Genomic DNA, 24340 nt, shown 5'->3' on the forward strand with positions numbered 1-24340 from the left:
CAGCGGGTCCGGCGTCACGGAAGCTGTCCGTCTGCCTGGTTCACGCCACTGGCGTGAATGGGGCACTCTCCGGAGGGGATCGGTGTCTTCGCAGGTGACGGTCGGTACGGATCGGATCACCCGGCCAGACGAACAGCCGCACGACCCTTGTCGCCACCACCGGCCGGGGGCAGCATGACCGGATGCGGGATGATCGACGGCCGTTCCCCGACCTCGGCCTGTCTCCCGGGCAGCAGGCCCTCTACGAGTCGCTGGTCGCCAGCGCGGACCCGGTGTCACCCGACGTCGCGGGAACCGCCGACTTCGCGCGCCTGGCCGAGCTGGGCCTGGCCACGCGGCTCCCCGGTCAGCCTCCCCGATGGACGGCGGTGGCACCCGACGTCGCGCTGGGCTCCCTGCTGACCGAGCGCCGGGAGTCCCTGCGGGAGCTGCGCCAGCGGGTGACCCGGATGGCCGACCGGTTCCAGCGGGCCGCGACCGCCGAACACTCGGAACTGGTCGAGGTGCTGCACGGGCGCGACGCCATCCACGCCGCCTTCCAGGAGCTCAGAGGCAGCGCCGAGCGGGAGTTGCTGATCTTCGACGCGCCGCCGTACCTGAACGCGTTCGCGGTGCCGGCCGAGGAGGCGGAGCGCCGGGAGGTGCGGATGCGCACCATCTACGACCGGGAGGGCGTGGCCATTCCGGGGCGGCTCGCCAAGCTCGCCCGCTTCGTCTCGGCGGGTGAGCAGGCCCGGGTCGCGGACGTCCCGATGAAGTTGATGCTCTGCGACCGGCGGGTCGGCCTCGTGCCGCTGCGACCGGACCTCGCGCTGGAGACCTGCCTGCTGGTCCGCGACTCCGTCCTGCTGTCGGCGCTGCTGGCCCTCTTCGAGAGCTTCTGGGAGCGGGCCGTGCCGCTCGACGTGGGAGTGCGGCAGCGGGTCGAGTCGGACCCGGACGCGCCGTCGGACCTCGAACGTGACCTGCTTGCCCTGCTGGTCGCCGGACTGACCGAACAGGACGTCGCCGAGCACCTCGGCTGCCACCCGCGTACCGTCCGCCGGCACATGAACCGGCTGTTCGCCCGGCTCGACGCGGTGACCCGGTTCCAGGCCGGCTACCAGGCCGTGCAGCGCGGCTGGCTGACCGCCGAGGACCGGGAGGAGCTGTGTACGAACTGATCGGCGACGCCGAGGAGACGGCCTACGACCTGCTGCTCGAACGCCCCGGCACCACCCTCGCCGAACTCGCCGCGATGTGGTCGGGGCCGGGCCGGCTGTCCGACGCGCTCGCCCGGCTGGAGGCCGCCGGCCTGGTCGGAGTCCAGCCCGGAAACCCGCCCCGCTACACCGCGTCCGCCACCGACGTCGTCGCCGGGCTCCTCCAGGAGCGCGAGGCGTCCCTCGACCGGACGCACGACCACGTCCTGCGGCTGACGGAGGCGTACCGGGAGGCCCGCGCCGACGTCGACCCGCACGTCGTCGAGGTGGTGCGGGGCCGCCGCGCGATGGAGCAGGCGGTCAACCAGGTGCAGCGCAGCGCCCGACGGGAGCTGTGCTGCTTCGACAAGCCGCCGTACCTCCACCTGGAGAGCACGGCCGCGACCGACCGGGAGCTGCTCGCCGCCGGAGTGCAGAGCCGCTGCATCTACGACCGGGCGGCCGTGGAGGAGAGCGGCGGCCTGCCCACGATCGAGGAGCTGATCCGGGTCGGGCAGCAGGCCCGTGTCCTGCCCGACCTGCCGATGAAGATGTACATCGCCGATGGTCAGCGGGCGATCCTGCCCATGCAGCCCGGCCCGATCGGGCAGGAGAGCGCCATCATCGTCCACCCGTCGGCGCTGCTCGACGCGCTGCGTACGCTGTTCGACAGCCTCTGGCACCGGGCGGTGCCCCTGCACCTGCCCGCCCACCGCGGTGGCGGCGAAAGCCGGAACCGCACCACGGAGATCGACGACGGGCGGCTGGTGGTGCTGCTGCTCTCCGGGCTGACCGACGAGGCGATCGCCCGCCAGATCGGCGTCGGGTACCGCACCGTCCAGCGGCGTATCGCCACCCTGATGAGCGACCTGGGCGCGCGCACCCGGTTCCAGGCCGGCGTCCAGGCGGCGTTCCGCCAGCTCTCCTCCCGCCCCGCGGGTGGCGGCAGGCCCTCGCTGCCCGACTAGCGGCCGGCACCCGGCTGCCCGCCGGTGCGGACCTGGTGCGTCTCAGACGATGGTCGTGGGGGGTTCGGCCAGGCGGGCGCGCAGCGGCTGCTTCGGAGCCAGCCAGGAGGACTCCGGGGACTGGTCGGGGTTGACCTGCCAGTCGCGGGACACCCGGTCGACGGCGATCGGATAGATCGTCAGGGTTCCGTCGGGGTCGATGCGCAGCCGCAGGAACGCCTTGGCGTCCTCGATGCCCTGGCCGGCGAAGAGCTCGTTGAGGTTCACCCCGAACGCGCCCGCCACCAGCAGGTACGCGGCCACCAACTGGCTCGCCACCAGCCCGGCCACCGGGCCGTAGAGCACCGCCGCGGCGACGGCCGGCAGCGGCCACGGCCAGTCGTAGAAGGGCAGGGCCAGCCACGCCCAGGTGCCGGCGGCGGCCAGCCCGATCTGGGCCAGGCCGTGGCCCACGCCGAGGATCCAGTGCCGGGCGTGCCGCTTGCCGCCGGAGCTGGGCGGCTTCGCGAAGAACGCCGCCGCGAGCATCGTGACGATCAACATCGCCATCAGCGGCACGCTGAACAGCCGCTGCTCGGTGCCCTCCGGGTTGCTCGCGACGCCGGCCATCGCCAGCATCAGCAGCGTCTGCAGGGTGCCCAGCAGGGTGGTGAAGCCCGGGTTGCGCAGCGGCAGGCGGGGGAAGATCCCCCACGCGTACCGCCGGGAGCGGGCCTGCTCCGGGTAGCGGCCGGCCAGTTCGTACGGGTGGGAGACGCTGGCCCGCCGGGCGAGGGTGTCGCGCGGCGGCACCTCGATGCGCTCCGGGAGCTGGTGCGTCGGGTAGAGGTACGCGCCGCCGCCCCCGCAGGTGATGAGCTGCCGGTCCGGGCCGGCGTAGCGGGCGTAGTGGTGCAGGTCGCCGGAGATCAGCAGCCGTACCTGGGCCCCGGTGGGCGCGACGATGGTGCGGATGAAGTAGTCGATCGAGTCGTACGCCGTGGGATGGTCGACGGCCTTGACCCACGTCGGCGCCGGCACGGCCACGATCACCCGGCTCTGCGGGCCCAGCCGCTCGGCGACCCGGTCGAAGTAGGTGAGCTGCGGGTCGTCCAGGTACGAGCCGGACTGGTCGTCGAGGCCGAGCAGCCACCAGTCGGCGGGCAGCTCCACGGCGAAGTACGAGCGGGACTGCCCGGTCTCCCAGCCGCCGAAGTGCCGGTCCCGGGACCGGACGAAGAGCCGCAGGAAGGCGGTCAGGCCGTCGTACCAGTCGTGGTTGCCGGGCACCGCGAAGAGCGTGGGCCGCTCGGGCGGGGTGACCGGCAGTGCGGCCTGGTAGGGCCCCTTGCACCGGTCCTCGTACGCCTCGAAGGCCGCCGACGGGTAGACCTGGTCGCCGCCCATCACCAGGGTCTGCGCGCGGGGCAGCCGGTGCCCGTCCACCTCCAGCTCGGGCTGGGCGATCAGGTACGCCACCGAGTAGGTGGCGTTGAAGCCGTCGCCCAGGTCGGCCACGTAGTCCAGCCAGAGCCCGCCGTCCGGCCCGACCTGCCGCGCGATGCCCGCGTCGAGGGAGTTCTGCAGCTCGCGCTTGTCCAGGTACGCCCCGAAGAGCATCGCCAGCAGCGTACGGATGCCGGTGCTGATCAGCAGGAACGGCGCGAGCCACGGCACGGGCTTGCGCGGGGTGAAGCCCAGCTCCCGGGGATCGGTGCCGCGTGGCCGGCGCGCCGCCCGCCCGCCGGCCGACTCGCTCGTGTGGGCACTCTCCGCCGCGCCGTCCTGCGGATCCACGTCGGGGGCGCGATCGTCGTTCACCCGCCGCAGCGTAGTCCCGGGCGGCTTCGGTCGCTGTCCGGCGGACGACGGTTCGGGGTCGGATGTCCGGATGGGGAACCCGCTCGGCCCGTCGGCGGGTCGTGCCGTACACTTGCTGATCGTTGCCGCCTTAGCTCAGTCGGCTAGAGCGACGCACTCGTAATGCGTAGGTCGACGGTTCGATTCCGTCAGGCGGCTCGGGATGATGCCCTGGTCAGCGGAGGCGCTGGCCAGGGCATCGTTGTGTCGGTGAGTATGTGAGTCGCCCCCGGAACTCCGCCACGCGACCGGCGTCGCCATACGCCGACCAGGACTTCCGCCGGGGCCTGCGCGGTTGGACCCGACTTCTCGCCGAGCCCGGCTTGGGCTACTGCTTCCGCTCCTGACCGGCAGGAATCTCCAGTACTCGGTACTACCGCCTAGCGGTACTCGGTGATACCGTCTACCAGTACCCGGTGATACTAGATACCGGAGTGAGGGGGCCTGCGGTGGAGGATCTGACCGAGATGCTGAAGGGCACGCTTGAGGGCTGCGTGCTCGAGATCATCGGCCGCGAGGAGACCTACGGCTACGCCATCACGCGCCGCCTGAACGAGCTCGGTTTCGTCGACGTCATCGACGGCACGGTGTACACCATCCTGCTGCGCCTGGAGCGCAACAGGCTGGTGCAGGTGTCGAAGCGGCCGTCCGAAGTAGGTCCGCCGCGCAAGTTCTACGCGCTGAACGACGCCGGGCGCAGGGAGCTCGCGACGTTCTGGACGAAATGGCAGTACGTCTCCTCGCGGATCGACAAACTCAAGGAGGGCGGGGCATGAGCTTCTGGGAGACCATCACGGGCAGCGATCTGACCCGAGAGTGGAAGGCGTTCGAAGGCCGGGCGCAGGCATTGCCGGCCGACTATCAGGCCGCGTGGGAACAGATCGTGGCTCACCTCTTTCCGTACGGGAGCTTCACGGGCCGCAACCTGACCCCTATCGCCGATGCCGCTCTCGGGTTGTTCGAGGAAGCCGCGGCCGAGGGGCAGCGCGTTGACGAGGTGCTCGGCGACGACATCGCCGGCTTCTCGGCGGCGCTGGCCGGCGGAGCGGGGGCCCGCAACTACCGCGACCGGTGGCGGGAGCAGTTGAACCGGAACGTCGCACGCAAACTGGCCCGGCTGGGAGACTGACGTGAGCATTCAGGACATCATCGAGGGCAAGAAGCAGTGGCGGGCGCACGTCGCCCGGGTCAAGGCCCTCCCGCCCGACTACCGGATCGTCTACCAGGAGATGCAGCGCTACCTGTTCAAGGTCGGGCCGACCGACCTGCTCGACGGGGGCCTGCTCCCTGGAATCGTCGACTTCTTCGAGGAGGGCGTCGCAGCCGGCAAGGGAGTTCTGGAAGTCACCGGCACCGACGTCGCCGCCTTCTGTGACGAGCTGATCAAGGACTCGCGCACCTACGCCGACGTCTACCAGGAGTCGCTCGCGCAATAGCTCCAGCATTGCGTGTGCGTATAGGTGTTCACCTCGCCCTGACCTGGCTCGCAGTGATCCCCGGCTTGACCGCGTCCACCCCGGACGGGGCTTCCGCCTTCTCGTATCCGCTCATCTTTCTGCCGTTCATCAGCTCGGCGTTCGTCCCCATCGAGACGATGCCCGGCCCAGTGCGGGCCTTTGCCGAGAACCAGCCGTCACCGCGATCGTCAACGCCATCCGAGCACTGTTCGAGCAACAGTGAGGAAGCCCAGGTCAACGACCTGGGCTTCCTCGTTTTCACGGTCGGGCGTGCGGCCGTCACCTCGCCCGGCCTCGACCTACGACGCGTCCGCCTCGCGGGAGCCGCGCACCGCCCCGACGGCCACCAGCCCTGCGCCGGCGAGCGCGACCGCCCCCACGGCCACGAGGACGGCGAGCAGCGCCGGCCACACCGACGGGAGCAGGTCGCGCAGCGGGTGACGGCTGAACTCCCGCGCGGGGCCCAGCCCGAACCAGGCCAGGGGAAACAGCGCGAGGAGTGCCGTCGCCGCTCCCCGTCGCCTGTCGCGCGCCGGTAGCGCCGACGCGCCGGCCGCGAGACAGAGCACGCCGAGCGCCAAACCCAGTGCGGCGAGTCTGCCCCGGTCGATCGCCTGCTGGCCGTGCGCGAGCAGGGCCGTCCTCGTCAGTCCCTGGCCGGGTGGCAGCCAACCTGGTCCATCGACCTGCTCCTGGTGCCAGCGCAGTCTCATCACCGCCACCACGGCAAGCAGCCCGATTCCGGCGGCGACGGTCCACCTCACCCGGCGTGCGCCACGGCTCACCAGCACGTAGCCGAGCAGCGCGAGCAGCATCACCAGGCCGAACAGCAGCGACGCGGCCGGCACGGCCAGCAGCGCCGCCGCAACCGAGAGCAGACCGGCCGCGACGGACGCCACGAGCAGGCCGAACGAAGCACGCACGGCCAGGATCGTGACAGAAGAACTCCCGACCCACTGTCCCGCCTCGGGACACGGGTGGCCGGTCAGTCGTCCGGAAGGTCGGCGGCCGGGTGTCGTACCGTCGACGCATGCCCGCACCCGATGACGTCCTGGCCGCCCTCCGCGACTTCGTGGCCCGCGTCGACGCGCTCGATCCGGCCGCCGCGCCGCAGGGCGAGCTGGTCGTCGGCCTGCGCGGCGTGGAGTCGCGGCTGGCGCTGAGCGCCCCGGTCGCCCGCGCCCTGGTGGAGGCGTTGCGCGCGTACCACGACCCGCGTGACCGGGGCCGCTGCGACCACTGCGGCGGCGGGCGACTCGACGACAACTTCCTGTGCGGAGACTGCGGCCGACCCAGCGGGCTGTTCGGCCAGTTGGTCTTCGAGCGGGCCGCCCGGCACACGGAGCAGGGCGCGGTCCCGGCGGCGCCCGCCGCGGGCGGCCGGCACGCCCGCGCCGACGGCCGCTGATCCTGGCGGGCCCGACCCGAGCGCGCGGTGCGCGACCACGGCCGGGAGGCATGGCGTACGCCGGCGACCCACGGCTTTTGTCGGTCGTCGTCGCTACCCTCCCGGCGTGACTGATCTGGTGGATGGCGTGCGGGTGCCGAGCGTCGAGGAGGAGGCCCGGTTCTGGGCCCTCGTCGAGGCGGCCTGGGAACGGCTCGGCGACGAGCCCGCCACGCTCCGGCGGGCGTTGCCGATGCGGGACCCGGCAGCCGACGACGAGGGCCTCTACGCCATCGACGCGTGGCTCGACCGGTTCCTCGACAACCTGCGCCAGCTCGCCGAGGGACTGTCCAGCCGGGAGCTGACCGACCTGGACCGGGTGCTCGAGCGCAAACTGCACGACATCGACCGGGCCGACGTGCACGAGGTGACCGACGGCTCCGACGACGGTTTCCTCTACTCCCGGGGCCACATCGTCGCGCTCGGGCGGGATTTCTACGAGGCGGTGCACGCCGATCCGACCGTCGCTCTGCCCGACACCGCGTGCGAGGCCATGTGCTACTTCTTCGCCAGGCTGCACAGGGAGCGCTTCGGCGCCTGGCCGGAGACCGGCTCGGGCATCTCCCGCGAGTCCTGCACCAACCCGGCCGGCTGGAGCGCCTGACACCACGCCCGCCACGGCGGCGGCAACCAGGAGTTCCCCGCGACGGCCCGCACACTGACCGTACGCAGTCGTCAACCCTCCGGAGGCAGCCTCATGCAGTACGCACCCGTCGTCGTCGCCCTGCCGATCGCCGACCGCCCCACCTCGTACCGCTTCTACTCCGAAGGGCTCGGCCTGGAGGCCGTCGGCGAGTTGGCCGAGGACGGCATCCCCGAGCCCTTGCAGTACGCCCTCAACGACGGCCTCCGCGTCATGCTGGTGCCCACCGGCGGCTTCGGCTGGGTCATCGGCGACCACGAGGTGGCCCCGCGCGGGCAGAGCGAGTGCCTCGTCAGCCTCCCGGCCGCGACGCCGGCCGAGGTCGACGCACTCGTCGGGCGGGCCCGGGCCGCTGGCGCGCAGGTCGTCGTCGAGCCGGCGGCACAGCCCTGGGGCTACACGGGCACCTTCGCCGACCCGGACGGTCACCTCTGGACGGTGCAGGCCGACGGGCGTTGACGCCACCGACCGGACCGGGACGAACGGACGGCCCGGTTCGCGGGGAACCGGGCCGTCCGCCGACAGGGGCAGGCGTGCGGGGAGATCAGAGGGTGCGGTGCGGGTAACCGGCGGTGCCGGGCTCCGGAACGACCTCGACCTCGGTCACCACGTACTCCGTGTCGGTCGTGGTGGTGGCCGGCCGGTCGTCGGCGTCGGAGCGACGCTTCGCCGCGGCGGCGGCTCCGGCGGCAGCGGCGGCCCCGGCCACGGCGGCGCCCGCCGCCACGGCCTTGCCGGACACGCCGGCGCTGCCGCTGTCGCCGCGGGTGGCGGCGGCGTGCTCGACGCCCGGGGTGCCGACACCGAGGCCGCTGTCGACGGTGCCGCGCCAGGCGCCGCTCTCGACGCCGCGCTCCTCGATGTACGTCTTGAACTTCCGCAGGTCGGATTCCGCCTGCCGCTCGATGATGTTGAGCTTGTCGCCGGCCTTCTCGAGCAGGCCCTCGGGCTCGTACTCGAGGTGCAGGCTGACCATGGTGCGGCCGGCGTCGACGGGCTGGAAGTAGACCGCGCCGGCGTTGGTCACGCCCTCGGTGGCCGCCCAGGCCACCTTCCGGTCGGGCACCTGCTCCAGCACCCGGGCGTCCCACTCGCGCTGGACGCCACCGATCTCGGCGACCCAGTGCATGCGCCTGTCGTCGAGCTGGCGCACCTCACGGACGCCCCCCATGAAGCGGGGGAACTCCTCGAACTGCGTCCACTGGTTGTACGCGGTGCTGACCGGAACCTGTACTTCGATGGACTTCTCGACCTTCGTGGTCATGGGCGATCCTCCTCGTCAGGTCGAACTTCTCGTTCGGCAGGTAGAGCCGTCGTCGTCGACAAAACTCCTACCCCCGCCGAGGGCACTCAATCGCCGGACCTGCCGAGACACCACATTGGAGGGCCGCCGATCGCCCGCCGGGGCCGGTCTCAGCCGGCCTGTTCGGGGAGCCCGCGCAGGCGGCGTACCGGGGAGAAGGCGACCCACAGCACCCCGGCCAGCGCGCCCGCCGTCGCGATCCACAACGCCGGCCGTACGCCGAGGGCGCTGCCGAGCGCGCCGCCGAGCAGCGCGCCGATCGGCCGGATGCCGTAGTTGATGGTGCGCCGGGCCCCGGCGATCCGCGCCAGCAGCGCCTCCGGGGTCAGCGCGGTCTGCACCGAGCCGACCGTGATGTCGAGCAGCATCACCCCGACGGCGGAGAGGAACTCGGCGGCGAAGAGCATCCCGACCACCAGCGGCGTCGGCCCGCCGGCGAGGGGGATGAGCACCAGGGGGGCGGGGAAGAGGACGAACCCGGCCAGCAGCGTCGGGCCGACGCCGAAGCGGCGGACCAGCCGGCCGGTGAGCGCCGCCCCGATCAGGCCGCCCACCGCGCCCGCGCCCAGCACGGCGCCCAGCAGGCCGGGCGCGAGGCCGAGTTCCTGCGTGGCGTAGAGCACGAAGAGCGCGATGAACATGAAGTTGAACAGGTTGATCGTGGTGGTGCCGAGCACGGTCGCGCGCATCATCGGCGTCCGCGCGATGAACCGCAGCCCGGCGCCGAGAGCCAGTCCGCCGCCGCGCGCGGGCGCCGGCTCCGTCGGCCGGATCCGCACCAGGAAGTACGCGGACACGACGTACGACAGCGCGTCGGCGACCAGGGCGATCGGCGCGGTGAGCACCTGCACCAGGACGCCGCCGATGCTCGGCCCGGCCACCAGGGACATCGCCCGGCTGCCGTTGATGAGGGTGTTCGCCTCGACGTAGTCGGCGCGACCGACGACGGAGACGAAGAGCGGCCCCCGGGCGACCTCGAAGATCACGGCGAGCGTGCCGACCGCGAAGGCCGCCAGGTAGAGCTGCGGCATCGTCAGCAGGTCCAGCACGTACGCCACGGGCACGGCGGTGAGCAGCAGCGCCCGCCCGAGGTCCGTCAGGATCATGAGCCGGCGCTTGTGCGGGTACCGGTCGACCCAGGCGCCGGCGAGCAGCGAGAAGAGCAGGTTCGGGGCGAGCGCGGCGGCGGTCAGGTAGCCCATCTCGGCGGGGGTCGCCTCGAAGACCAGCACGGCCAGCAGCGGCAGGGCCAGGGTGGAGATCTCGTCGCCGAAGTACGAGACGGTCTGCGCCGACCAGTACCGACGGAACACGCGTTCGCGCAGCAGCCGGGGCAGCGGGCCGCGCCGGGTGGGACCGCCGGGCGGGGCGGCAACCGGGACGCCGGTCGCCTGACCGCTCACCGGTCGCCCCTCTGCTCACCGAGGTCGCGGGCAACCGGTCCGCTGACCGGAAGCTCCCCGTCCCCGCCGCTGCCGGCGCCGGTGGCGTCGGCGAGGGCATCGGTGGGCGGCGGGTCGGCGAGGAGCGCCAGTCGGACGAGGCTGACCTTCCGGCTGCCGGCCGGGCGCTTCGCCGGGTCGGCGATCCGGTCGTCGTACTCGGTGATCAGGGCGTCGATCCGTGTCCTGAGCGCGGCCATCTCGTCGACGGTGACGTAGACCGGCCGGTCGGTGAAGCCGGTGACCGCCCGCCAGGCCGTCGACTCCTCGGCGCGTCGGGCCAGGAACTCCTCGGCCTTGCGGACGTAGAGGGCGAGCTGGACGGCGCTCAGTTCGTCGACGGCCGCGCGGGTCTGCGGGTCGTCCGAGACGTCGTCCCAGGAGGTGTTGAGGGCCGTGGCCCGCCAGGGCCGCTCGCGGGCGTCGGCGCCGGGTGCCCGCTCGGCGAGCCCGTACTTGGCGAGCTGCCGTAGGTGGAACGAGCAGTTCGGCACGCTCTCGCCGAGCCGCTCGGCAGCCTGGGTCGCGGTCATCGGGCCCTGCTGGCGCAGCAGCCCGATCAGCGCCATCCGCAGCGGATGCGCGTACCCGCGCAGGGCCTTGGGGTCGGAGAGTTTCACCTCGGGTAACGACATACCCTAAAGCTATCTTTATAAAGAACCCTTTAGCAACATCCCGGCCGCCGACCACCCGGGCGCAGCGGGCGAGGGGTCAGGTGTAGATGGTGGTGGCGTAGTTCGGGCCGTAGTGGCGTTCCAGGTCGGCCAGGCTCTCGGCCGGGTTCTCGACCTCCTTGATCAGCCGGGCCCGGGACGGCAGCGCGTCCGGCTGCCAGCTCTCCGGCTGCCACAGCTCCGAGCGCAGGAACGCCTTGGCGCAGTGGTAGAAGATCTGCTCGATCTCCACCACCACGGCGAGGATCGGGCGGTGCCCCTTGACCACCATGTCGTCGAACCACGGCGCGTCGCGGACCAGTCGGGCCCGGCCGTTGATCCGCAGCGTGTCCGTACGGCCGGGGATCAGGAAGATCAATCCGACGTGCGGGTTGTCCAGGATGTTGCGGTAGCCGTCGGCGCGCCGGTTGCCCGGCCGCTCCGGGATGGCGATGGTCCGCTCGTCCAACACCAGTGCGAAGCCGGGCGGGTCGCCCTTTGGCGAGACGTCGCAGCTGCCGTCCGCGCCGGCCGTCGCCACCAGGCAGAACGGCGACGCGGCCAGCCAGTCACGGTCCCGGGCGTGCAGGACGGGCCGCTCCTTGGTCACCGCGCGCGGCATCGGCGCCCCCAGCAGCTCGCGCAGTTCCTCGTGCGAGGTGATGTCCACCGTCACGTGATCCTCCCCCGTGCGTTGACTCCGGTGGCGGGGTGTCCGCCACCGGAGTCAGCCTAGAGCGCGACCAGCGCGAGGTTTGTCCCTCCAGGGCGGGGGTACCGCCTCACCCGACCCGCCCGGAGAGACCGACCCGACCCGCCCGGAGAGACCGAGCAGTGGAGGCCCGATGGAGAGCCGGCTCAAGGTGCTGGGCCATCCCGTCCACCCGATGCTGGTCATGTTCCCGGTCGGCCTGCTGGTCACCGCGGTCCTGTTCGACCTGGTGGACACCGTCGGCGGCCCGGACTTCCTCGGCGAGGTCGCGTACTGGAACATCACCGTCGGCCTGATCGGCGGCCTGCTGGCCGCGGCGGCCGGGACGTTCGACCTGCTGGCCATCCCGTCGGCCACCCGCGCGAAGCGGGTGGCGCTGACCCACGCCGCCGCCAACGTGGCGGTGATCCTGCTCTTCGCCGCGATCTGGGTGGTCCGGCTCAACGCCGAATCCCGGGCCGCCGGGGGCGCGCTGATCGCCATCGAGGTGGTCGCGCTGGCCATCCTCGGCGTGAGCGCCTGGCTGGGCGGGGAACTGGTCGACCGGCTCGGCGTCGGCGTGGACCGGGAGGCCGGGCTGGACGCGCCCAGCTCACTGCGATCCCCGGCGGCCACCCACCGGATCGGAGAGGTGCAGTGAGCGAGCGCAGCGAGCGGGTCGTCAGCGGAGGACCGGCATGAGCGAGCAGAGCGGCGGGACCGGCCGGGGTTGGCGCGGCCGGCAGCAGGGCTGGGATCCGATGGGCGAACTCCAGTCCCTGCGTTCGGAGCTGCGCCGGCTGGTCGGCGGCCGGACCGGGCCGCCGGATGTCGAGATGGCCGAGACCGCCGACGGCTGGGAGGTCGTGGTGCGGCTGCCCGGGGTGGCGCCGGAGGAGGTGGCCGTCGAACTGGACGACCGCGAGCTCTGCGTCCGGGCTCGCTCCGAGGCCGAGGTCAACGCCGACCATGGCATCCCCGGCGGCTTCGAGACCCGGGGCTTCGAGTACCGGGTCGACCTGCCGTCCCGGGTGGACCCCGACAGCATCGACGCGGTCATGGACCACGGCCTGCTCCGGGTGCGGCTGCCCCGGGCCGCCCGGCCCGCGCCGCGCACCATCACCGTCGGCCGCACCGGCCCCCGATCCGCCGGCCCCGACGGGGGTACGCCGAGCGTCCTCGACCCGGCCGCGGACCGGGAGATGCACCACCCGGACATCGCCGTCGGCGAGACCGACCGGCCGTAACGAGCCGCGTGGGCACCCCGAACCTGCTCGGCCCGGCCACCGGCCGCGTGCCCGACGTCGAGCGGATCGCCGTGCTGCGCGCCAACGCGCTCGGGGACTTCATCTTCGTCCTGCCGGCGCTGGACGCGCTGCGGGCCGCGTACCCGGAAGCGGAGATCGTGCTGCTCGGCGCGCCGTGGCACGCGAAGTTCTGGCGCGACCGGCCCGGGCCGGTGGACCGCGTGCTGGTGGTGCCGCCCGCGCCGGGGATCCGGGGTCCCGATCCGGGCGAGCCGGAGTCGACGCTTGACGACTTCCTGGCCGCGGTCCGCGGGGAACGCTTCGACCTGGCGTTGCAGCTGCACGGCGGCGGGGCCAACTCCAACCCGTTCGTCGCCGCCCTCGGGGCGCGGGTCACCGCCGGGCTGCGCGCCGAGGACGCGCCGCCGCTGGACCGCTGGATCCGGTACGTCTACTACCAGCAGGAGGTGATCCGCTACCTGGAGGTGGCCGGCCTGGTCGGCGCGGGCGCCACCACGATCGTCCCGGCGCTGGCCGTGACCGACGCCGACCGGGCCGAGGCAACCGAGGTGCTCGGCCCGGCGGAGCGGCCGAGAGTGGCGCTGCACCCCGGCGCCACCGACACCCGCCGCCGGTGGCCCGCCGAACGCTTCGCCGAGGTGGCCCGCGAGCTGGTCGGCGACGGGTACGAGGTGCTGGTCACGGGCACGCCCGCCGAGCAGGACGTGGTGGACCGGGTGGTTGCGGCGGCCGGGGTGCCGGTCCGGCCGCAGGTGGGCACGCTCAGCCTCGGCGGCCTGGCCGGCTGCTACGCCGGCTGCGAGCTGGTGGTCTCCAACGACACCGGGCCACTGCACCTGGCCGCCGCCGTGGGCACCGCGACCGTCGGCATCTACTGGGTCGGCAACCTGATCACGGTGGCGAACCTGCTGCGCGGCCGGCACCGGCCGATCAGCTCGTGGACGGTGCTCTGCCCGGTCTGCGGGGTGGACTGCACCCCGGGCATCTACCCGCACCGCCCCGGCGACGGCGAGTGCCCGCACCGGGACTCCTTCGTCATCGACGTGCCGGTGGTCGAGGTCCTGGAGGCGGCCCACGAACTGCTCCGCCCGCAGCCCGGCGCCCCCTGACCGGCCCGTCCGGCGACAGACCGCCCAGCTGGTATGACCGGCGACCGGCTGTGCCGCAGGTCAGCCGTGGAAGTCGGCGTTCAAGGAGACCTCCGCGAAGCGGCCGGCAGCCAGACTCTCGCGGGTGATCGTGTAGTAGACGGTGGCGTAGTCGGTCCCGAAGTCGTCGCCGACCTTCTCCTCGTTCAGGAAGAACTCGGCCAGCAGCACCTCTCCCCTCTCCTCGTTGACGGGAACGCCAAGGCCACCGGTGTTCGACAGCCCGTGACCACCGAGGACGATTACTTCGTCGGCGTCGTGCTCGTCGCCGAGGCTCCACACGATGCTCCTGTAGTCGGGCTCGTCGTCGCGGTCACCCCAGGTGTAGCCGGGAGTGACGGAAGGGCGCTCGGGCAGGCTCCAGTTCGGCGTGGCGTGCAGGGGGAAACGGTCGTACGGGTCCCAGCCGGAGGGGGGCTCCGCCTCGGCGACCGTCGCGCCGGCCGGCACGTGGATCACCTGACCGGTGTAGGTGGGCATGTCCGGCTCCACGAAGAACACCAGGGTGCCGTCGCTGGGCAGACCGAGGTCGAGCGCGCCGTCGGGGAGCGCGGCGAGGTCGATCGAGGCCAGGTGGACGGTGTCGTCCGGCCAGACCACCGAGGCGGGTAGCGAGGGCGTGCCGCCGAAGTGCCCGACCACGGGGCCGCTGCCGTCCTTCTCCAGATAGAGGCAGGGGCGCGCGAGGCGCAGCCACCAGTCGATGGCGTCGTCGGGCATTCCCTTCTTCTGGGCAGCGGCGCGGAACGCTTCCAGTTCATTCACGGACCGCATTGTGGCAAGGGGGTGAGACGACCGGTGACTGGCACTCACACCCGCTGAGGCACGTCGTCGTCGGCGAGCACGACCTCCCACGCCTCCACCTCCCGGTCGGTGACCGTGGTGGGCGACTCCAGGTGGTACGCGCCGCTGGGCAGGACGCCGGCGCCGCCGAAGCGCGCCAGCACGGCGAGCTGGGCGGCGACGTCCTCGCCCTGGTGCTTCTCGTGCACCCGCCGCCAGAAGTCGAACCCGCCGGAGTCGACGAGCTTCGCCCGGTCGTAGAGCACGCAGCCGCCGATCCAGGACACCTTGTACGCCCGCCAGGCCCCCGCCGGCAGGTCCAGCTTCCGGGTGACGTGCAGCAGGTTCGCCGCCGAGTGGATCGACGCCCGCTCCCACTCGGGGGTGCCCGGCCGGATCCGTTCCGGCGCGGGCGGGCCGTCCCACTCCTCGTAGTGCCGGTGCGTCTCCGGCCGGACGTCGTCGGCGTACGACAGCCCGTGCACCGCGTTGCCGACGAAGCCGCAGCCCAGCTCCTCGACGGCGGTGACCAACCGGCGCAGCGTGCCCGGCTCCAGCCAGACGTCGTCGTCGAGGCAGAGCACGTACCGGGCGGCGGACGCGGCCAGCAGGTACGCCCGGTGCTCGGCCAGCCCGCGCCGGGGCAGCCGGCGGGTCAGCAGCACGGGGTGCCCCCGGTGGCGCAGCGCCCGGACCATGGTGGCCGCCGCCGGGTGCCGGTACGCGGCGTCGCCGTCGGACTGGTCGCTGACCACCACGCCGAAGCCGGGCACGCCCTCCTGAGCGGCCAGCCCGGAGAGGGTGACCGCCAGTTCGGCGGGGCGGTTGCGGGTCGGGATCAGCACGTCGAGCAGCCGATCCGTGCGGAAACCGCCGGCCGTGCCGAGGTCGAGCGGGCGGTTCACGACGGCTCGGGCGTCAGGGAGGTGTCCTCCTGCGGCTCCTGGCCGTGTGCCCGGATCCGGTCGATGATCGCCGAGGTGGACCGGTCGGGGACGTACCCGAGGGTGCGGACCTGCCCGCCGAGGCTGCGTACCAGCGGCGCCTCGGGCACCATCTCCGGCGGGTAGTCGCCGCCCTTGACGTACACGTCGGGGCGGACCGCCTCGATCAGCTCCGCCGGGGAGTCCTCCTCGAAGACCACCACGTGGTCGACGCAGGCCAGCGCGGAGAGCAGGGCGATGCGGTCCTCGACCGGGTTCACCGGCCGGTCCGGGCCCTTCAGCCGGCGTACGCTGCCGTCGGAGTTGACCGCCACCACCAGCAGGTCGCCGAGCGCGCGGGCCTGCTCCAGGTAGCGCACGTGGCCCCGGTGCAGCACGTCGAAGCAACCGTTGGTGAAGACGATCGCGCGGCCCGCCCGGCGGTGTTCCTCGACGATCGCGGCCAGCTCGCCGGTGCCGACCAGCGCCCGGTGGCCCGCCCCGTCGACCGGTGCGTCCAGTGCGACGAGCAGGTCCTCCCGGCGGCACACGCAGGTGCCGGTGTCCGAGACGGTGATGGTCGCGGCGAGCTGGGCCAGCTGGGCGGCGGTGGGCAGCGGCGCGTCGGCGGCCAGCGCCAGCGTCATCGCCGCCAGGTACGCGTCGCCCGCCCCGACCGCGTGGCTGGCCGGCACGGGGGTGCTGTGGCTGCGCCGGGGCTCGCCGTCCGCCCCGCCGACCACCGCGCCGTCGGTGTCCAGGGTCACCGCCACCACGTCCGCGCCGGTGTGCGCGCGCAGCTCGGCGAGGCGGGACTCGGCCAGTACGGCCCGGTCGACGCCCTCGCCGGCCGTGGCGTTGACGGTGACGCCGGTGCCGGTCACGGTGAGCCCGTTCCCGGTCATCGCCACCCGGCCCTCGCCGGCCGTCGGCTCGCCGGTCGGGTTCGTCGGGCCGGGGCGGTGGACGGCGTGGTGCGGCGCGGGACCGCCGGGGGAGACGCCCACCGTGAGTTCGGAGGGGCCGTCGGCCGGGTCGCCGTCCGGGTGGTCCAGGTGCAGGCCGACGCCGGGCGCCGGACGGGCGCCGGCGGCCCGGGCGAGCAGCCGGGTCGCCTCGGCGAAGCTGGGGGTCACCACCGTCGGGGCCAGGCCGCGCCAGTCGGCCAGGTCGTGGGCGTCCAGCGCGACCGTCGCGTACCGCTCCCGGTGGGTCACCAGCCAGGCGCGCACGGGCGCCGGCAGCGCGCCCAGGCCGTAGTCGCAGACCACCAGGGTGGGCGCCTCGCCACCGGCGGCGCGCAGCTCCTCGGTGGCGCAGTCCAGCGCGGTGAGCAGCCGGGCCACCCCGTCGGCGTCGAGCACGTCGTCGGGGTCGCCGGAGTCCTCCCGGAGCAGGATCTGGTTGCCCGCCAGCATCCGCCGCTTCACCGGCGTCGGGCGTGCGGGCTGGTTGACCGTACGGTCCCAGACGCCGGCCCGGTCCAGACAGTCGTGCAGTTCGTCGCCGGCGACGTCCGCGCCGACCGGTGCCACCAGCACCGCCCGGCCCCCGAGCGCGGCGACGTTGACGGCGGTGTTCGCCGCTCCGCCGGCCGCGGAGATCCGCCGGCGCAGGGTGAGGACCAGGGCTGGCGCCTCCCGGCAGAGCCGGTCGGACTCGGCGAAGCGCCACTCGTCGAGCATGGCGTCCCCGACGACCAGGACGGGACGACCCAGCCAGCCCTCCACCACCGCGGCGAGCCGGCGCTGTTCCGCTGCTCCTCCTGCCATGCCGTCCCGGGTCCCCCGGGGCATCCGGGCCAAACCTGCCGCCGCCGGGGAGGGGTTTCGGGCACCGGGCCCCGGGAAGGGACGGGCGGTACCCCCTCAAGAGGAGAGAGACCGAGATGGCAGCGACGACACTTCAGGGCAAGCGGATCGCGTTCCTGGCCGCCGACGGCGTCGAGGAGGTCGAGTACGTCCAGCCCCGCGAGGCGGTGGAGCAGGCCGGCGCCACGGTGGAGCTGGTCTCGCTCAAGCCCGGCACCATCCAGTCCTTCAACCACCTGGACCAGTCGAAGACGTACGACGTGGACGTGACCGCGGCCGACGCGGACGCGGCCGGCTACGACGCGCTGGTGCTGCCGGGCGGGGTGGCGAACCCGGACTTCCTGCGGGCCGACGCGGACGCGGTGCGCTTCGTCAGGGCGTTCTTCGACGCCGGCAAGCCGGTCGGGGTGATCTGCCACGGCCCGTGGACGCTCATCGAGGCGGACGTGGTGCGGGGCCGCCGGCTCACCTCCTGGCCCAGCCTGCGCACCGACCTGGCCAACGCCGGCGCGGACTGGGTCGACGAGCAGGTCGTCACGGACGGCGGCCTGGTCAGCAGCCGCAAGCCGGACGATCTGCCGGCCTTCTGCGCCAAGATCGTCGAAGAGTTCGCCGAGGGCCCGCACTCGTCCCGCTGACCGATCGTTGGTCGTGAGGTCGGTGGCTGCAGTGCCACCGGCCCCACGATCGACGAGGTGCCCTACGCTCCGCACGCATGTTTCGGGTGAGCGGGGAAAGGAGGCGGGATGACCACGGAAGCCCCGGCGCTCGGCGGGCGACAGATCCGGCTGCTGATGTTCGGCCTGATGACCGGCATGTTGTTGGCCGCGCTCGACCAGACCATCGTCGGCACCGCGCTGCCGACCATCGTCGGCGAGTTGGGCGGGATCAACCACTACTCGTGGGTGGTGACCGCGTACCTGCTGGCCTCCACGGCCTCGACGCCGCTCTACGGCAAGATGGCCGACCTGTACGGGCGACGCCCCGTCTTCCTCTTCTCCATCGGCACGTTCCTGCTCGGCTCGCTGCTGGCCGGCCTCTCGCAGGACATGACCCAGCTCATCGTCACCCGGGGGGTCCAGGGCCTCGGCGCCGGCGGCCTGATGACGCTCGCGTTCACCATCATCTCGGACGTGGTGTCGCCCCGGGAGCGCGGCCGCTACCAGGGCCTGTTCGGGGCGGTCTTCGGCCTCTCCTCGGTCGCCGGGCCGCTGGTCGGCGGATACTTCGCCGAGACCGACTGGCGGTGGATCTTCTACATCAACGTGCCGCTGGGGATCCTGGCGATCGTCGTGTGCTCCCGGGTGCTGCGGCTGATCCCGTTCACCAGGCGCGACCACTCGATCGACTGGCTCGGCGCGGCGCTGCTGGTCGCCGGGGTGAGCTGCCTGCTGCTCGCGCTGAGCTGGGGCGGCAACGAGTACGCCTGGGGCTCCGGGGTGATCATCGGCCTCTTCGTCGCGGGCGCGGTGCTCGGCGTGCTCTTCGTGCTCCAGGAGGCCCGGGTGGCCGAGCCGATCCTGCCGCTGCGGCTGTTCCGCAGCGCCACGTTCGCGCTGGCCAACTCGGCGGGCTTCGTGCTCGGCCTGGTGATGTTCGGCTCGATCATCTTCATCCCGCTCTACCTCCAGATCGTCCGGGGCGCCTCGCCCACCCGCAGCGGCCTGCTGATGCTGCCGATGATGGCCGGCATCATCGTCACCTCGGTGCTGACCGGCCGGGCGATGAGCCGGATCGGCCGGTACAAGTGGTTCCCGGTGTCCGGTGCGGCGGTGCTGCTGGTCGGCATGCTGCTGTTCACCCGGCTGGAGGTGGACACGTCGCTCTGGGTGGCCTTCGGCTACATGGTCGTGATCGGGATCGGGCTGGGGCTCTGCATGCAGTCGCTGATCCTGGCCGTGCAGAACTCCGTGTCGATGCGTGATCTCGGCGCCGGCACCTCGTCGGCGACGTTCTTCCGGTCGCTGGGCGGCTCGTTCGGCGTCGCCATCCTCGGCGCGGTGCTGTCGTCGCGGCTCACCTCGGAACTCGCGGACCGGCTGCCGGGCGCGATCGCCGTACTGCCCCCGGAGCAGCAGGCCGCCGTCGCGGCGAGCGGCGGGGCGGACGTCTCGGTCAACGATCCGGCGACCATCCTGGCGCTCCCCGCCCCGGTACGCGCGGCCGTCCAGGCGGCGTTCGTCGAGTCGCTGCACCTGGTCTTCCTGACCACCGGCCTGATCGCGATCGTGGCGGTGCTGGTCACCCTGGCGCTGCCGAACGAGAAGCTGCGCGGTGCGGGCCCGGGCGGCGCCACGAGCGGCACGGACGGCCTCGGTGGCGAGGGCCCGGCACCCGGCGGCAAGCCGCTGGACAGGGAGTCGAAGGAGGAGGCCGCCGCCGAGATGGAGGCGAAGAGCCAGACGATGCTCTGACCGGCCCGCCTGCGGCCCCCGGCCCCGAGTCCGGCTCCGGCCCTCGACCTGGAGCCCCGGGTGGGGACCGACCGGTCGGGGCCGGGGTGGCCCGCCTACTTGAGGATCAGCCGGTTGGTCTGCTCGAAGACGTCCAGGTCGGCGACGGTCTCGGCGACGCTCGCGGAGAGCGGGGCCGGCAGTTGCGCCCGGTGGAAGAAGCCCGCGTCGGTCGTCTCGTCGGTGACCCGGGTCAGCACGCCGTCCCACTCGTCGACCCGGAACGCGGTCGTGAAGATCTGGTACGTGTGCCCGTACATGTTGGTGTGGGTGCGGTCCGGGCCCGTGTAGAGGGCGAAGGCGCTGACCCGCAGCGCGCGCAGCCCGGTCTCCTCGCGTACCTCCCGGACGGCGCAGTCGGCGATCGACTCGCCCAGCTCCATCGCCCCGGCGGGCAGGGCCCACTGCCCGTTGTCGGAGCGCTGGATCAGCAGGAGGCGCCCCGCCTTGTCGCGGACCACGGCGCGGGCGCCGACGAACATCAGCGTCCGGTCACCGGCGAGCGCGCGTAGTTGCCCCACGTACGAATCGGCCCAGGAGATGCTCACCCGGACAATTTACGGTGCCGTTACGGTCTCGACCGGCATTCCAGGGTTCCCAACCTGTGACCGCCGACACTACTTTGTTACCCATGCGTAGCACGATGATGGACGCCCCCCTCCAGGTCTCCCGGATCCTCGGCCACGGCGCCACCGTGCACGGCACGGCGGAGGTCGTCACCTGGACGGGCGGCGAGCCGCGCCGGATGACGTACGCCGAGGTCGGGCGCATGGCGGCCCGGCTGGCCCACGCGCTGCGCGACGAGTGCGGTGTCACCGGCGACGAGCGGGTCGCCACCTTCATGTGGAACAACGCCGAGCACCTGGTGGCGTACTTCGCGGTGCCCAGCATGGGCGCGGTGCTGCACACCCTCAACCTCCGGCTCTTCCCCGACCAGGTCGCCTACATCGCCAACCACGCCGAGGACCGGGTGGTGCTTGTCGACTCGACGCTCATCCCGCTGCTGGCCCGGGTGATCGGCGAGCTGGGCACCGTGCGGCACGTGGTGGTCGTCGGCGGCGGCGACCCGGCCCCGCTCACGGCGGCGGCCGGCGACCGGATCACCGTGCACCACTGGGACGCGCTGCTGGCCGACCGCCCGGACGTCTTCGACTGGCCCGAGGTGGACGAGCGCGACGCCGCCGCCCTCTGCTACACCTCGGGGACCACCGGCAACCCGAAGGGCGTGGCCTACTCGCACCGCTCGATCTACCTGCACTCCCTCCAGGTCTGCATGCCGGAGGGCTTCGGCCTCGGCCCGACCGACCGCGAGCTGGCCATCGTGCCGATGTTCCACGCGATGTCCTGGGGCCTGCCGTACGCGGCCTTCCTCTCGGGGGCGTCGCTGATCATGCCGGACCGGTTCCTCCAGGCCGCGCCGATCGCCGACATGATCGCCGCCGAGCGGCCCACCCTGGCCGGCGCGGTGCCGACCATCTGGACCGACCTGCTGGCCCACCTGGACGCCCACGACGTGGACAGTTCCTCGCTGCGCGAGGTGATCGTCGGCGGTTCGGCCTGCCCGCCGGCGCTGATGCACGCGTTCGCCGAGCGGCACGGCATCGACGTCATCCACGCCTGGGGGATGACGGAGATGTCCCCGCTGGGCTCGGTCTCCCGGCCGCCGGCCGGCGCGACCGGCGAGGAGGCCTGGCGCTACCGCTACACGCAGGGCCGGGTGCCGGCCGGGGTCGAGGCCCGCATCGTCGGCCCGCTGGGCGAGCCGCTGCCCGCCGACGGGGCGTCGGTCGGCGAGCTGGAGGTCCGTGGGCCGTGGGTGACCGCGCGGTACGTCGGCGACGACGTGCCGGACGAGGAGAAGTTCCGCGACGGCTGGCTGCGTACGGGCGACGTCGGCACCCTCTCGCCGGACGGCTACATCACGCTCACCGACCGGGCCAAGGACGTCATCAAGTCCGGCGGCGAGTGGATCTCCTCGGTCGAGCTGGAGAACGCCCTGATGGCTCACCCTGCGGTGCTGGAGGCCTGCGTGGTGGGCGTGCCCGACGAGCGTTGGGGTGAGCGGCCGCTCGCCACCGTCGTGCTCCGCGAGGGGGTGTCGGCGACGGTCGAGGAGCTGCGGGAGTTCCTGGCCGGGTCGGTGGCCCGCTGGCAGCTGCCGGAACGCTGGGCCGTCATCGACGCGGTGCCGAAGACCAGCGTCGGTAAGTTCGACAAGAAGGTCGTCCGTTCCCGGTACGCCGGGGGCGAACTGAGTGTCCGGGAGCTGACCGCCCCGTAACGTTCTCAGGCGCATTGTCGCCTGTTGGGGTAGGGAACACTCCTGAACTCCCTCCCCAGGGGCGGCCCCGGCGTTCGCACCGCGCCGGGGCCGCCCGCTCCATGCGGGGGTACCCGCACCGTCATTGTTGCGAAACTTGTTCGCCTCTGTGCCCACTACGGGGAAATCCGCCCAGCTCAGAGGGCTTTCGGCCGCCGGCCGTCACTCGTCCCCGCTGGTGGTGATCAGCACCTTCCCGACCACCGAGTTCTCGACCGCCTCGTGGGCCGCGACGGCCGCCGAGAGCGGGTGGCGGTGCAGCGGCAGGCCCGCGTCCTCGCCCACCCGGATCCCGCCCTGCGCCGCCGCGGCGGCCACGTCCACCACCGCCTGGGCCTTGGCCGCCTTCGGCTCGGTGTAGACGAGGACGAACTGGAACCGCGCGTTCGGCGCCATCAACGGCCGGATCGGCAGGGTCACCGCGTCCCCGCCGTCGTCGGCGTAGACGCAGACCGCCCCACCCCGCCGGAGCAGTTGGACGTCGGCGGCGGCGTTGCGCGCCGCGGAGACCTCGACGATCGTGTGCACCCCGTCGGGCGCGATCTTGCGGACCTCCTCGACCACGTCCTGCGTCCGGTAGTCGACCACGAAGGACGCGCCGGCCGCCGCAGCCAGCTGCGCCTTCTCCGGGCTGCTGACGGTGGCGACCACGCAGGCGTCCGCCCAGCGGGCGAGCTGGATGGCCGCGTTGCCCACCACGCCCGCCCCGCCCTGCACGAGCACCGTGTGGTCGCTGAGAGCGCCCGCGTGCAGCCGGTCCGGCGTGTACTCGCCGGCGGTCAGGCAGCGGTGCGCGGTGAGGAAGGGGATGCCCAGGCTGGCCCCCAGCTCGAAGGAGGCGTCCCCGAGGGGCACCGCCTGCCGGGCCGGCACCACCGTGTACTCGGCTGCCGTGCCCCAGGGCCGCTGCCACGCGGCCTCCCACAGCCAGACCCGCTCGCCGATCAGGTCCCGGTCGACGCCCTCGCCCACCGCCTCGATCACCCCCGCGCCGTCCTGCCCCGGCGTCTGCCAGTCGCGCGGCATCGGCCCCTGCGAGCGGGCCTTCCAGTCCGTCGGGTTCACCCCGGAGAACGCCACCCGCACCAGGACCTCGCCGGGGCCGGGCTCCGGCACCGGCCGGTCGAGAAGTTGCAGCACCGAGGCGTCGCCGGTGCGCTCGTACACGATCGCCTTCATCCCCGTCTCCTCACCCGGCGGCCCCGGCCGGGGCGCCGTGGCTGCGGTACCCGGCGGATCCGCGCTCATGCCCGCGCCCGGCGGGTCGGGCCGGCCCTGGCTTCGGGGGCGCCGCGTCAGGCGTGACGTGTCGGCCCGGTGGGGCTGCCTACCCGAGGCGGTCCACGGCCTGCGGGGTCAGCTCCCCGACCGCGCCCAGGACCAGCGTCGCCAGGCGCTCGGCGTCCGGGTCCAGCGGGTACGCCCCGTGCGGCACCGCCACCACCGTCATCCGGGCGGCGGCGGCCGAGCGGACGCCGTTGGACGAGTCCTCCACGGCCACGCAGCGGGCCGGGTCGACGCCCAGCCGCTCGGCGACCGCCAGGTAGACGTCGGGCGCCGGCTTGCCCCGCTCGGTCTCCTCGGTCGACAGCGTGGCGCCGAACGCCCCGGTCAGGTCCGTCGCGGCCAGCGCCGCCGCGATCAGCCGGGTCGGCGACGAGCTGGCCAGCCCCAGCGGCCACCGTCCGGCCAGCCGGCGCACGACCTGGTCGGCCCCGTCGATCAGCGGTACGCGCTCCGCGTACCGCCGGGTCATCTCCTCGATCACCTCGGCGGCGACCTGCTCGGGGCTGCGGTCGACGCCCAGCTCACCGCTCAGGTAGCGGGCCCACTCGCCGGTGCTCATGCCCATCAGCCGGCGCTGCGTGTCGGGCTGCCAGGTGCCGCCGTGCGCCGCGACGTACGCCCGCCTGACCTCCTCCCACACCGGCTCGGAGTCCACGATCACGCCGTCCAGGTCGAAGACCACCGCATCCGCCACGGACCCATCCTGCCCCATCGGCGGCGTCC

Annotated in this window: 25 protein-coding genes, 1 tRNA gene and 2 pseudogenes; 16 read left to right on the top strand and 12 right to left on the bottom strand. The window is 73.1% G+C overall.

The window, feature by feature from the left end; genetic code table 11:
- Positions 1-182: 182 nt before the first annotated feature.
- Together ACN27A_RS24225 and ACN27A_RS24230 are read left to right on the top strand one after the other, a co-directional pair.
- Complete coding sequence (locus tag ACN27A_RS24225; RefSeq protein ID WP_416608637.1) at positions 183-1163, top strand: LuxR C-terminal-related transcriptional regulator; 981 nt, start codon at positions 183-185, stop codon at positions 1161-1163.
- The gene (locus ACN27A_RS24230) at positions 1151-2149 is read left to right on the top strand and encodes a hypothetical protein (protein ID WP_421456952.1); all 999 of its coding nucleotides are present in this window, start codon (positions 1151-1153) and stop codon (positions 2147-2149) included. The genes ACN27A_RS24225 and ACN27A_RS24230 overlap by 13 nt, the downstream gene beginning before the upstream one ends.
- Positions 2150-2191: 42 nt before the next feature.
- On the opposite strand, the gene ACN27A_RS24235 is transcribed toward ACN27A_RS24230, so the two are convergent.
- Positions 2192-3925, bottom strand: coding sequence for a metallophosphoesterase family protein (locus ACN27A_RS24235; protein WP_421458589.1), 1734 nt, complete (start codon positions 3923-3925; stop codon positions 2192-2194).
- Between the two features lie 148 nt (positions 3926-4073).
- On the opposite strand from ACN27A_RS24235, the gene ACN27A_RS24240 reads away from it, so the two are divergent.
- The 5 genes and pseudogenes from ACN27A_RS24240 to ACN27A_RS24260 all read left to right on the top strand — a co-directional run.
- Positions 4074-4147: transfer RNA gene (locus tag ACN27A_RS24240), tRNA-Thr, on the top strand.
- Between the two features lie 290 nt (positions 4148-4437).
- Positions 4438-4764 carry a PadR family transcriptional regulator gene (locus ACN27A_RS24245; RefSeq protein ID WP_421456953.1) on the top strand — a complete coding sequence of 109 codons (327 nt, stop codon included), beginning with the start codon at positions 4438-4440 and terminating at the stop codon, positions 4762-4764.
- A complete protein-coding gene (locus ACN27A_RS24250; protein WP_421456954.1) occupies positions 4761-5117 on the top strand; it encodes a DUF1048 domain-containing protein in 357 nt (118 codons plus the stop codon). The genes ACN27A_RS24245 and ACN27A_RS24250 overlap by 4 nt, the downstream gene beginning before the upstream one ends.
- Position 5118: 1 nt before the next feature.
- Positions 5119-5424 carry a DUF1048 domain-containing protein gene (locus ACN27A_RS24255; RefSeq protein WP_421456955.1) on the top strand — a complete coding sequence of 102 codons (306 nt, stop codon included), beginning with the start codon at positions 5119-5121 and terminating at the stop codon, positions 5422-5424.
- A 32-nt stretch (positions 5425-5456) separates the two neighbouring features.
- Positions 5457-5665: pseudogene (locus tag ACN27A_RS24260) on the top strand (ABC transporter permease); the annotation flags it as partial.
- Positions 5666-5744: 79 nt separating this feature from the next.
- Here the strand turns inward: ACN27A_RS24260 and ACN27A_RS24265 are convergent.
- The gene (locus ACN27A_RS24265) at positions 5745-6368 is read right to left on the bottom strand and encodes a hypothetical protein (RefSeq protein WP_421456956.1); all 624 of its coding nucleotides are present in this window, start codon (positions 6366-6368) and stop codon (positions 5745-5747) included.
- A gap of 107 nt (positions 6369-6475) precedes the next feature.
- Between ACN27A_RS24265 and ACN27A_RS24270 the strand changes: the two genes are divergently transcribed.
- The 3 genes from ACN27A_RS24270 to ACN27A_RS24280 all read left to right on the top strand — a co-directional run bounded on the left by ACN27A_RS24270 (position 6476) and on the right by ACN27A_RS24280 (position 7994).
- Positions 6476-6853 (top strand): hypothetical protein, encoded by a 378-nt coding sequence (locus ACN27A_RS24270; RefSeq protein WP_421456957.1) that lies wholly within the window; start codon positions 6476-6478, stop codon positions 6851-6853.
- Positions 6854-6959: 106 nt separating this feature from the next.
- Entirely contained in the window at positions 6960-7496 is a 537-nt protein-coding gene (locus ACN27A_RS24275; RefSeq protein WP_421456958.1) for a DUF4240 domain-containing protein, read from the top strand.
- 93 nt (positions 7497-7589) lie between these two features.
- Positions 7590-7994: a VOC family protein gene (locus ACN27A_RS24280; RefSeq protein WP_421456959.1), complete on the top strand. Its 405-nt coding sequence runs from the start codon at positions 7590-7592 to the stop codon at positions 7992-7994.
- 355 nt (positions 7995-8349) lie between these two features.
- Here the strand turns inward: ACN27A_RS24280 and ACN27A_RS24285 are convergent.
- The 4 genes and pseudogenes from ACN27A_RS24285 to ACN27A_RS24300 form a co-directional block, all read right to left on the bottom strand.
- Positions 8350-8799, bottom strand: a pseudogene (locus tag ACN27A_RS24285) (SRPBCC family protein); the annotation flags it as partial.
- 149 nt (positions 8800-8948) lie between these two features.
- Positions 8949-10241: an MFS transporter gene (locus tag ACN27A_RS24290; protein ID WP_421456960.1), complete on the bottom strand. Its 1293-nt coding sequence runs from the start codon at positions 10239-10241 to the stop codon at positions 8949-8951.
- A complete protein-coding gene (locus tag ACN27A_RS24295) occupies positions 10238-10915 on the bottom strand; it encodes a helix-turn-helix domain-containing protein (RefSeq protein ID WP_421456961.1) in 678 nt (225 codons plus the stop codon). The genes ACN27A_RS24290 and ACN27A_RS24295 overlap by 4 nt, the downstream gene beginning before the upstream one ends.
- A gap of 76 nt (positions 10916-10991) precedes the next feature.
- Positions 10992-11609 (bottom strand): pyridoxamine 5'-phosphate oxidase family protein, encoded by a 618-nt coding sequence (locus ACN27A_RS24300; RefSeq protein WP_132232018.1) that lies wholly within the window; start codon positions 11607-11609, stop codon positions 10992-10994.
- 169 nt (positions 11610-11778) lie between these two features.
- On the opposite strand from ACN27A_RS24300, the gene ACN27A_RS24305 reads away from it, so the two are divergent.
- Genes ACN27A_RS24305 through ACN27A_RS24315 form a run of 3 tightly spaced genes read left to right on the top strand, consistent with a single transcriptional unit; the run spans position 11779 to position 14001 of the window.
- Positions 11779-12285, top strand: a complete 507-nt coding sequence (locus tag ACN27A_RS24305) for a DUF2231 domain-containing protein (RefSeq protein ID WP_151456572.1) — start codon at positions 11779-11781, stop codon at positions 12283-12285.
- A gap of 37 nt (positions 12286-12322) precedes the next feature.
- A complete protein-coding gene (locus ACN27A_RS24310) occupies positions 12323-12871 on the top strand; it encodes an Hsp20/alpha crystallin family protein (protein WP_421456962.1) in 549 nt (182 codons plus the stop codon).
- A gap of 8 nt (positions 12872-12879) precedes the next feature.
- A complete protein-coding gene (locus ACN27A_RS24315) occupies positions 12880-14001 on the top strand; it encodes a glycosyltransferase family 9 protein (protein ID WP_421456963.1) in 1122 nt (373 codons plus the stop codon).
- A 60-nt stretch (positions 14002-14061) separates the two neighbouring features.
- On the opposite strand, the gene ACN27A_RS24320 is transcribed toward ACN27A_RS24315, so the two are convergent.
- The 3 genes from ACN27A_RS24320 to rfaE2 are packed head-to-tail and all read right to left on the bottom strand — an operon-like array spanning position 14062 to position 17518.
- Positions 14062-14805, bottom strand: coding sequence for a DUF1963 domain-containing protein (locus ACN27A_RS24320; protein ID WP_357576765.1), 744 nt, complete (start codon positions 14803-14805; stop codon positions 14062-14064).
- A gap of 44 nt (positions 14806-14849) precedes the next feature.
- Complete coding sequence (locus ACN27A_RS24325; RefSeq protein ID WP_421456964.1) at positions 14850-15728, bottom strand: glycosyltransferase family 2 protein; 879 nt, start codon at positions 15726-15728, stop codon at positions 14850-14852.
- Positions 15725-17518 (bottom strand): D-glycero-beta-D-manno-heptose 1-phosphate adenylyltransferase, encoded by a 1794-nt coding sequence (rfaE2, locus tag ACN27A_RS24330; RefSeq protein WP_421456965.1) that lies wholly within the window; start codon positions 17516-17518, stop codon positions 15725-15727. The genes ACN27A_RS24325 and rfaE2 overlap by 4 nt, the downstream gene beginning before the upstream one ends.
- Positions 17519-17634: 116 nt before the next feature.
- On the opposite strand from rfaE2, the gene ACN27A_RS24335 reads away from it, so the two are divergent.
- Both ACN27A_RS24335 and ACN27A_RS24340 read left to right on the top strand, forming a co-directional pair.
- Positions 17635-18195: a type 1 glutamine amidotransferase domain-containing protein gene (locus tag ACN27A_RS24335; RefSeq protein WP_421456966.1), complete on the top strand. Its 561-nt coding sequence runs from the start codon at positions 17635-17637 to the stop codon at positions 18193-18195.
- A gap of 108 nt (positions 18196-18303) precedes the next feature.
- On the top strand, positions 18304-19971 hold the full coding sequence (locus ACN27A_RS24340; RefSeq protein WP_421456967.1) for an MDR family MFS transporter: 1668 nt from the start codon (positions 18304-18306) through the stop codon (positions 19969-19971).
- Positions 19972-20066: 95 nt separating this feature from the next.
- On the opposite strand, the gene ACN27A_RS24345 is transcribed toward ACN27A_RS24340, so the two are convergent.
- A complete protein-coding gene (locus tag ACN27A_RS24345; protein ID WP_421456968.1) occupies positions 20067-20558 on the bottom strand; it encodes an NUDIX domain-containing protein in 492 nt (163 codons plus the stop codon).
- An 83-nt stretch (positions 20559-20641) separates the two neighbouring features.
- On the opposite strand from ACN27A_RS24345, the gene ACN27A_RS24350 reads away from it, so the two are divergent.
- Positions 20642-22291 carry a fatty acid--CoA ligase gene (locus ACN27A_RS24350; RefSeq protein ID WP_421456969.1) on the top strand — a complete coding sequence of 550 codons (1650 nt, stop codon included), beginning with the start codon at positions 20642-20644 and terminating at the stop codon, positions 22289-22291.
- Positions 22292-22492: 201 nt separating this feature from the next.
- Here the strand turns inward: ACN27A_RS24350 and ACN27A_RS24355 are convergent, their stop codons facing one another.
- Both ACN27A_RS24355 and ACN27A_RS24360 read right to left on the bottom strand, forming a co-directional pair.
- The gene (locus ACN27A_RS24355) at positions 22493-23509 is read right to left on the bottom strand and encodes an NADPH:quinone reductase (protein WP_421456970.1); all 1017 of its coding nucleotides are present in this window, start codon (positions 23507-23509) and stop codon (positions 22493-22495) included.
- 148 nt (positions 23510-23657) lie between these two features.
- Positions 23658-24329, bottom strand: a complete 672-nt coding sequence (locus ACN27A_RS24360) for an HAD family hydrolase (RefSeq protein WP_421456971.1) — start codon at positions 24327-24329, stop codon at positions 23658-23660.
- Between the last annotated feature and the right edge of the window lie 11 nt (positions 24330-24340).

Source organism: Micromonospora sp. WMMD737 (assembly GCF_049179055.1).
In the GTDB taxonomy this organism is placed as follows: Bacteria; Actinomycetota; Actinomycetes; order Mycobacteriales; family Micromonosporaceae; genus Micromonospora; species Micromonospora reichwaldensis.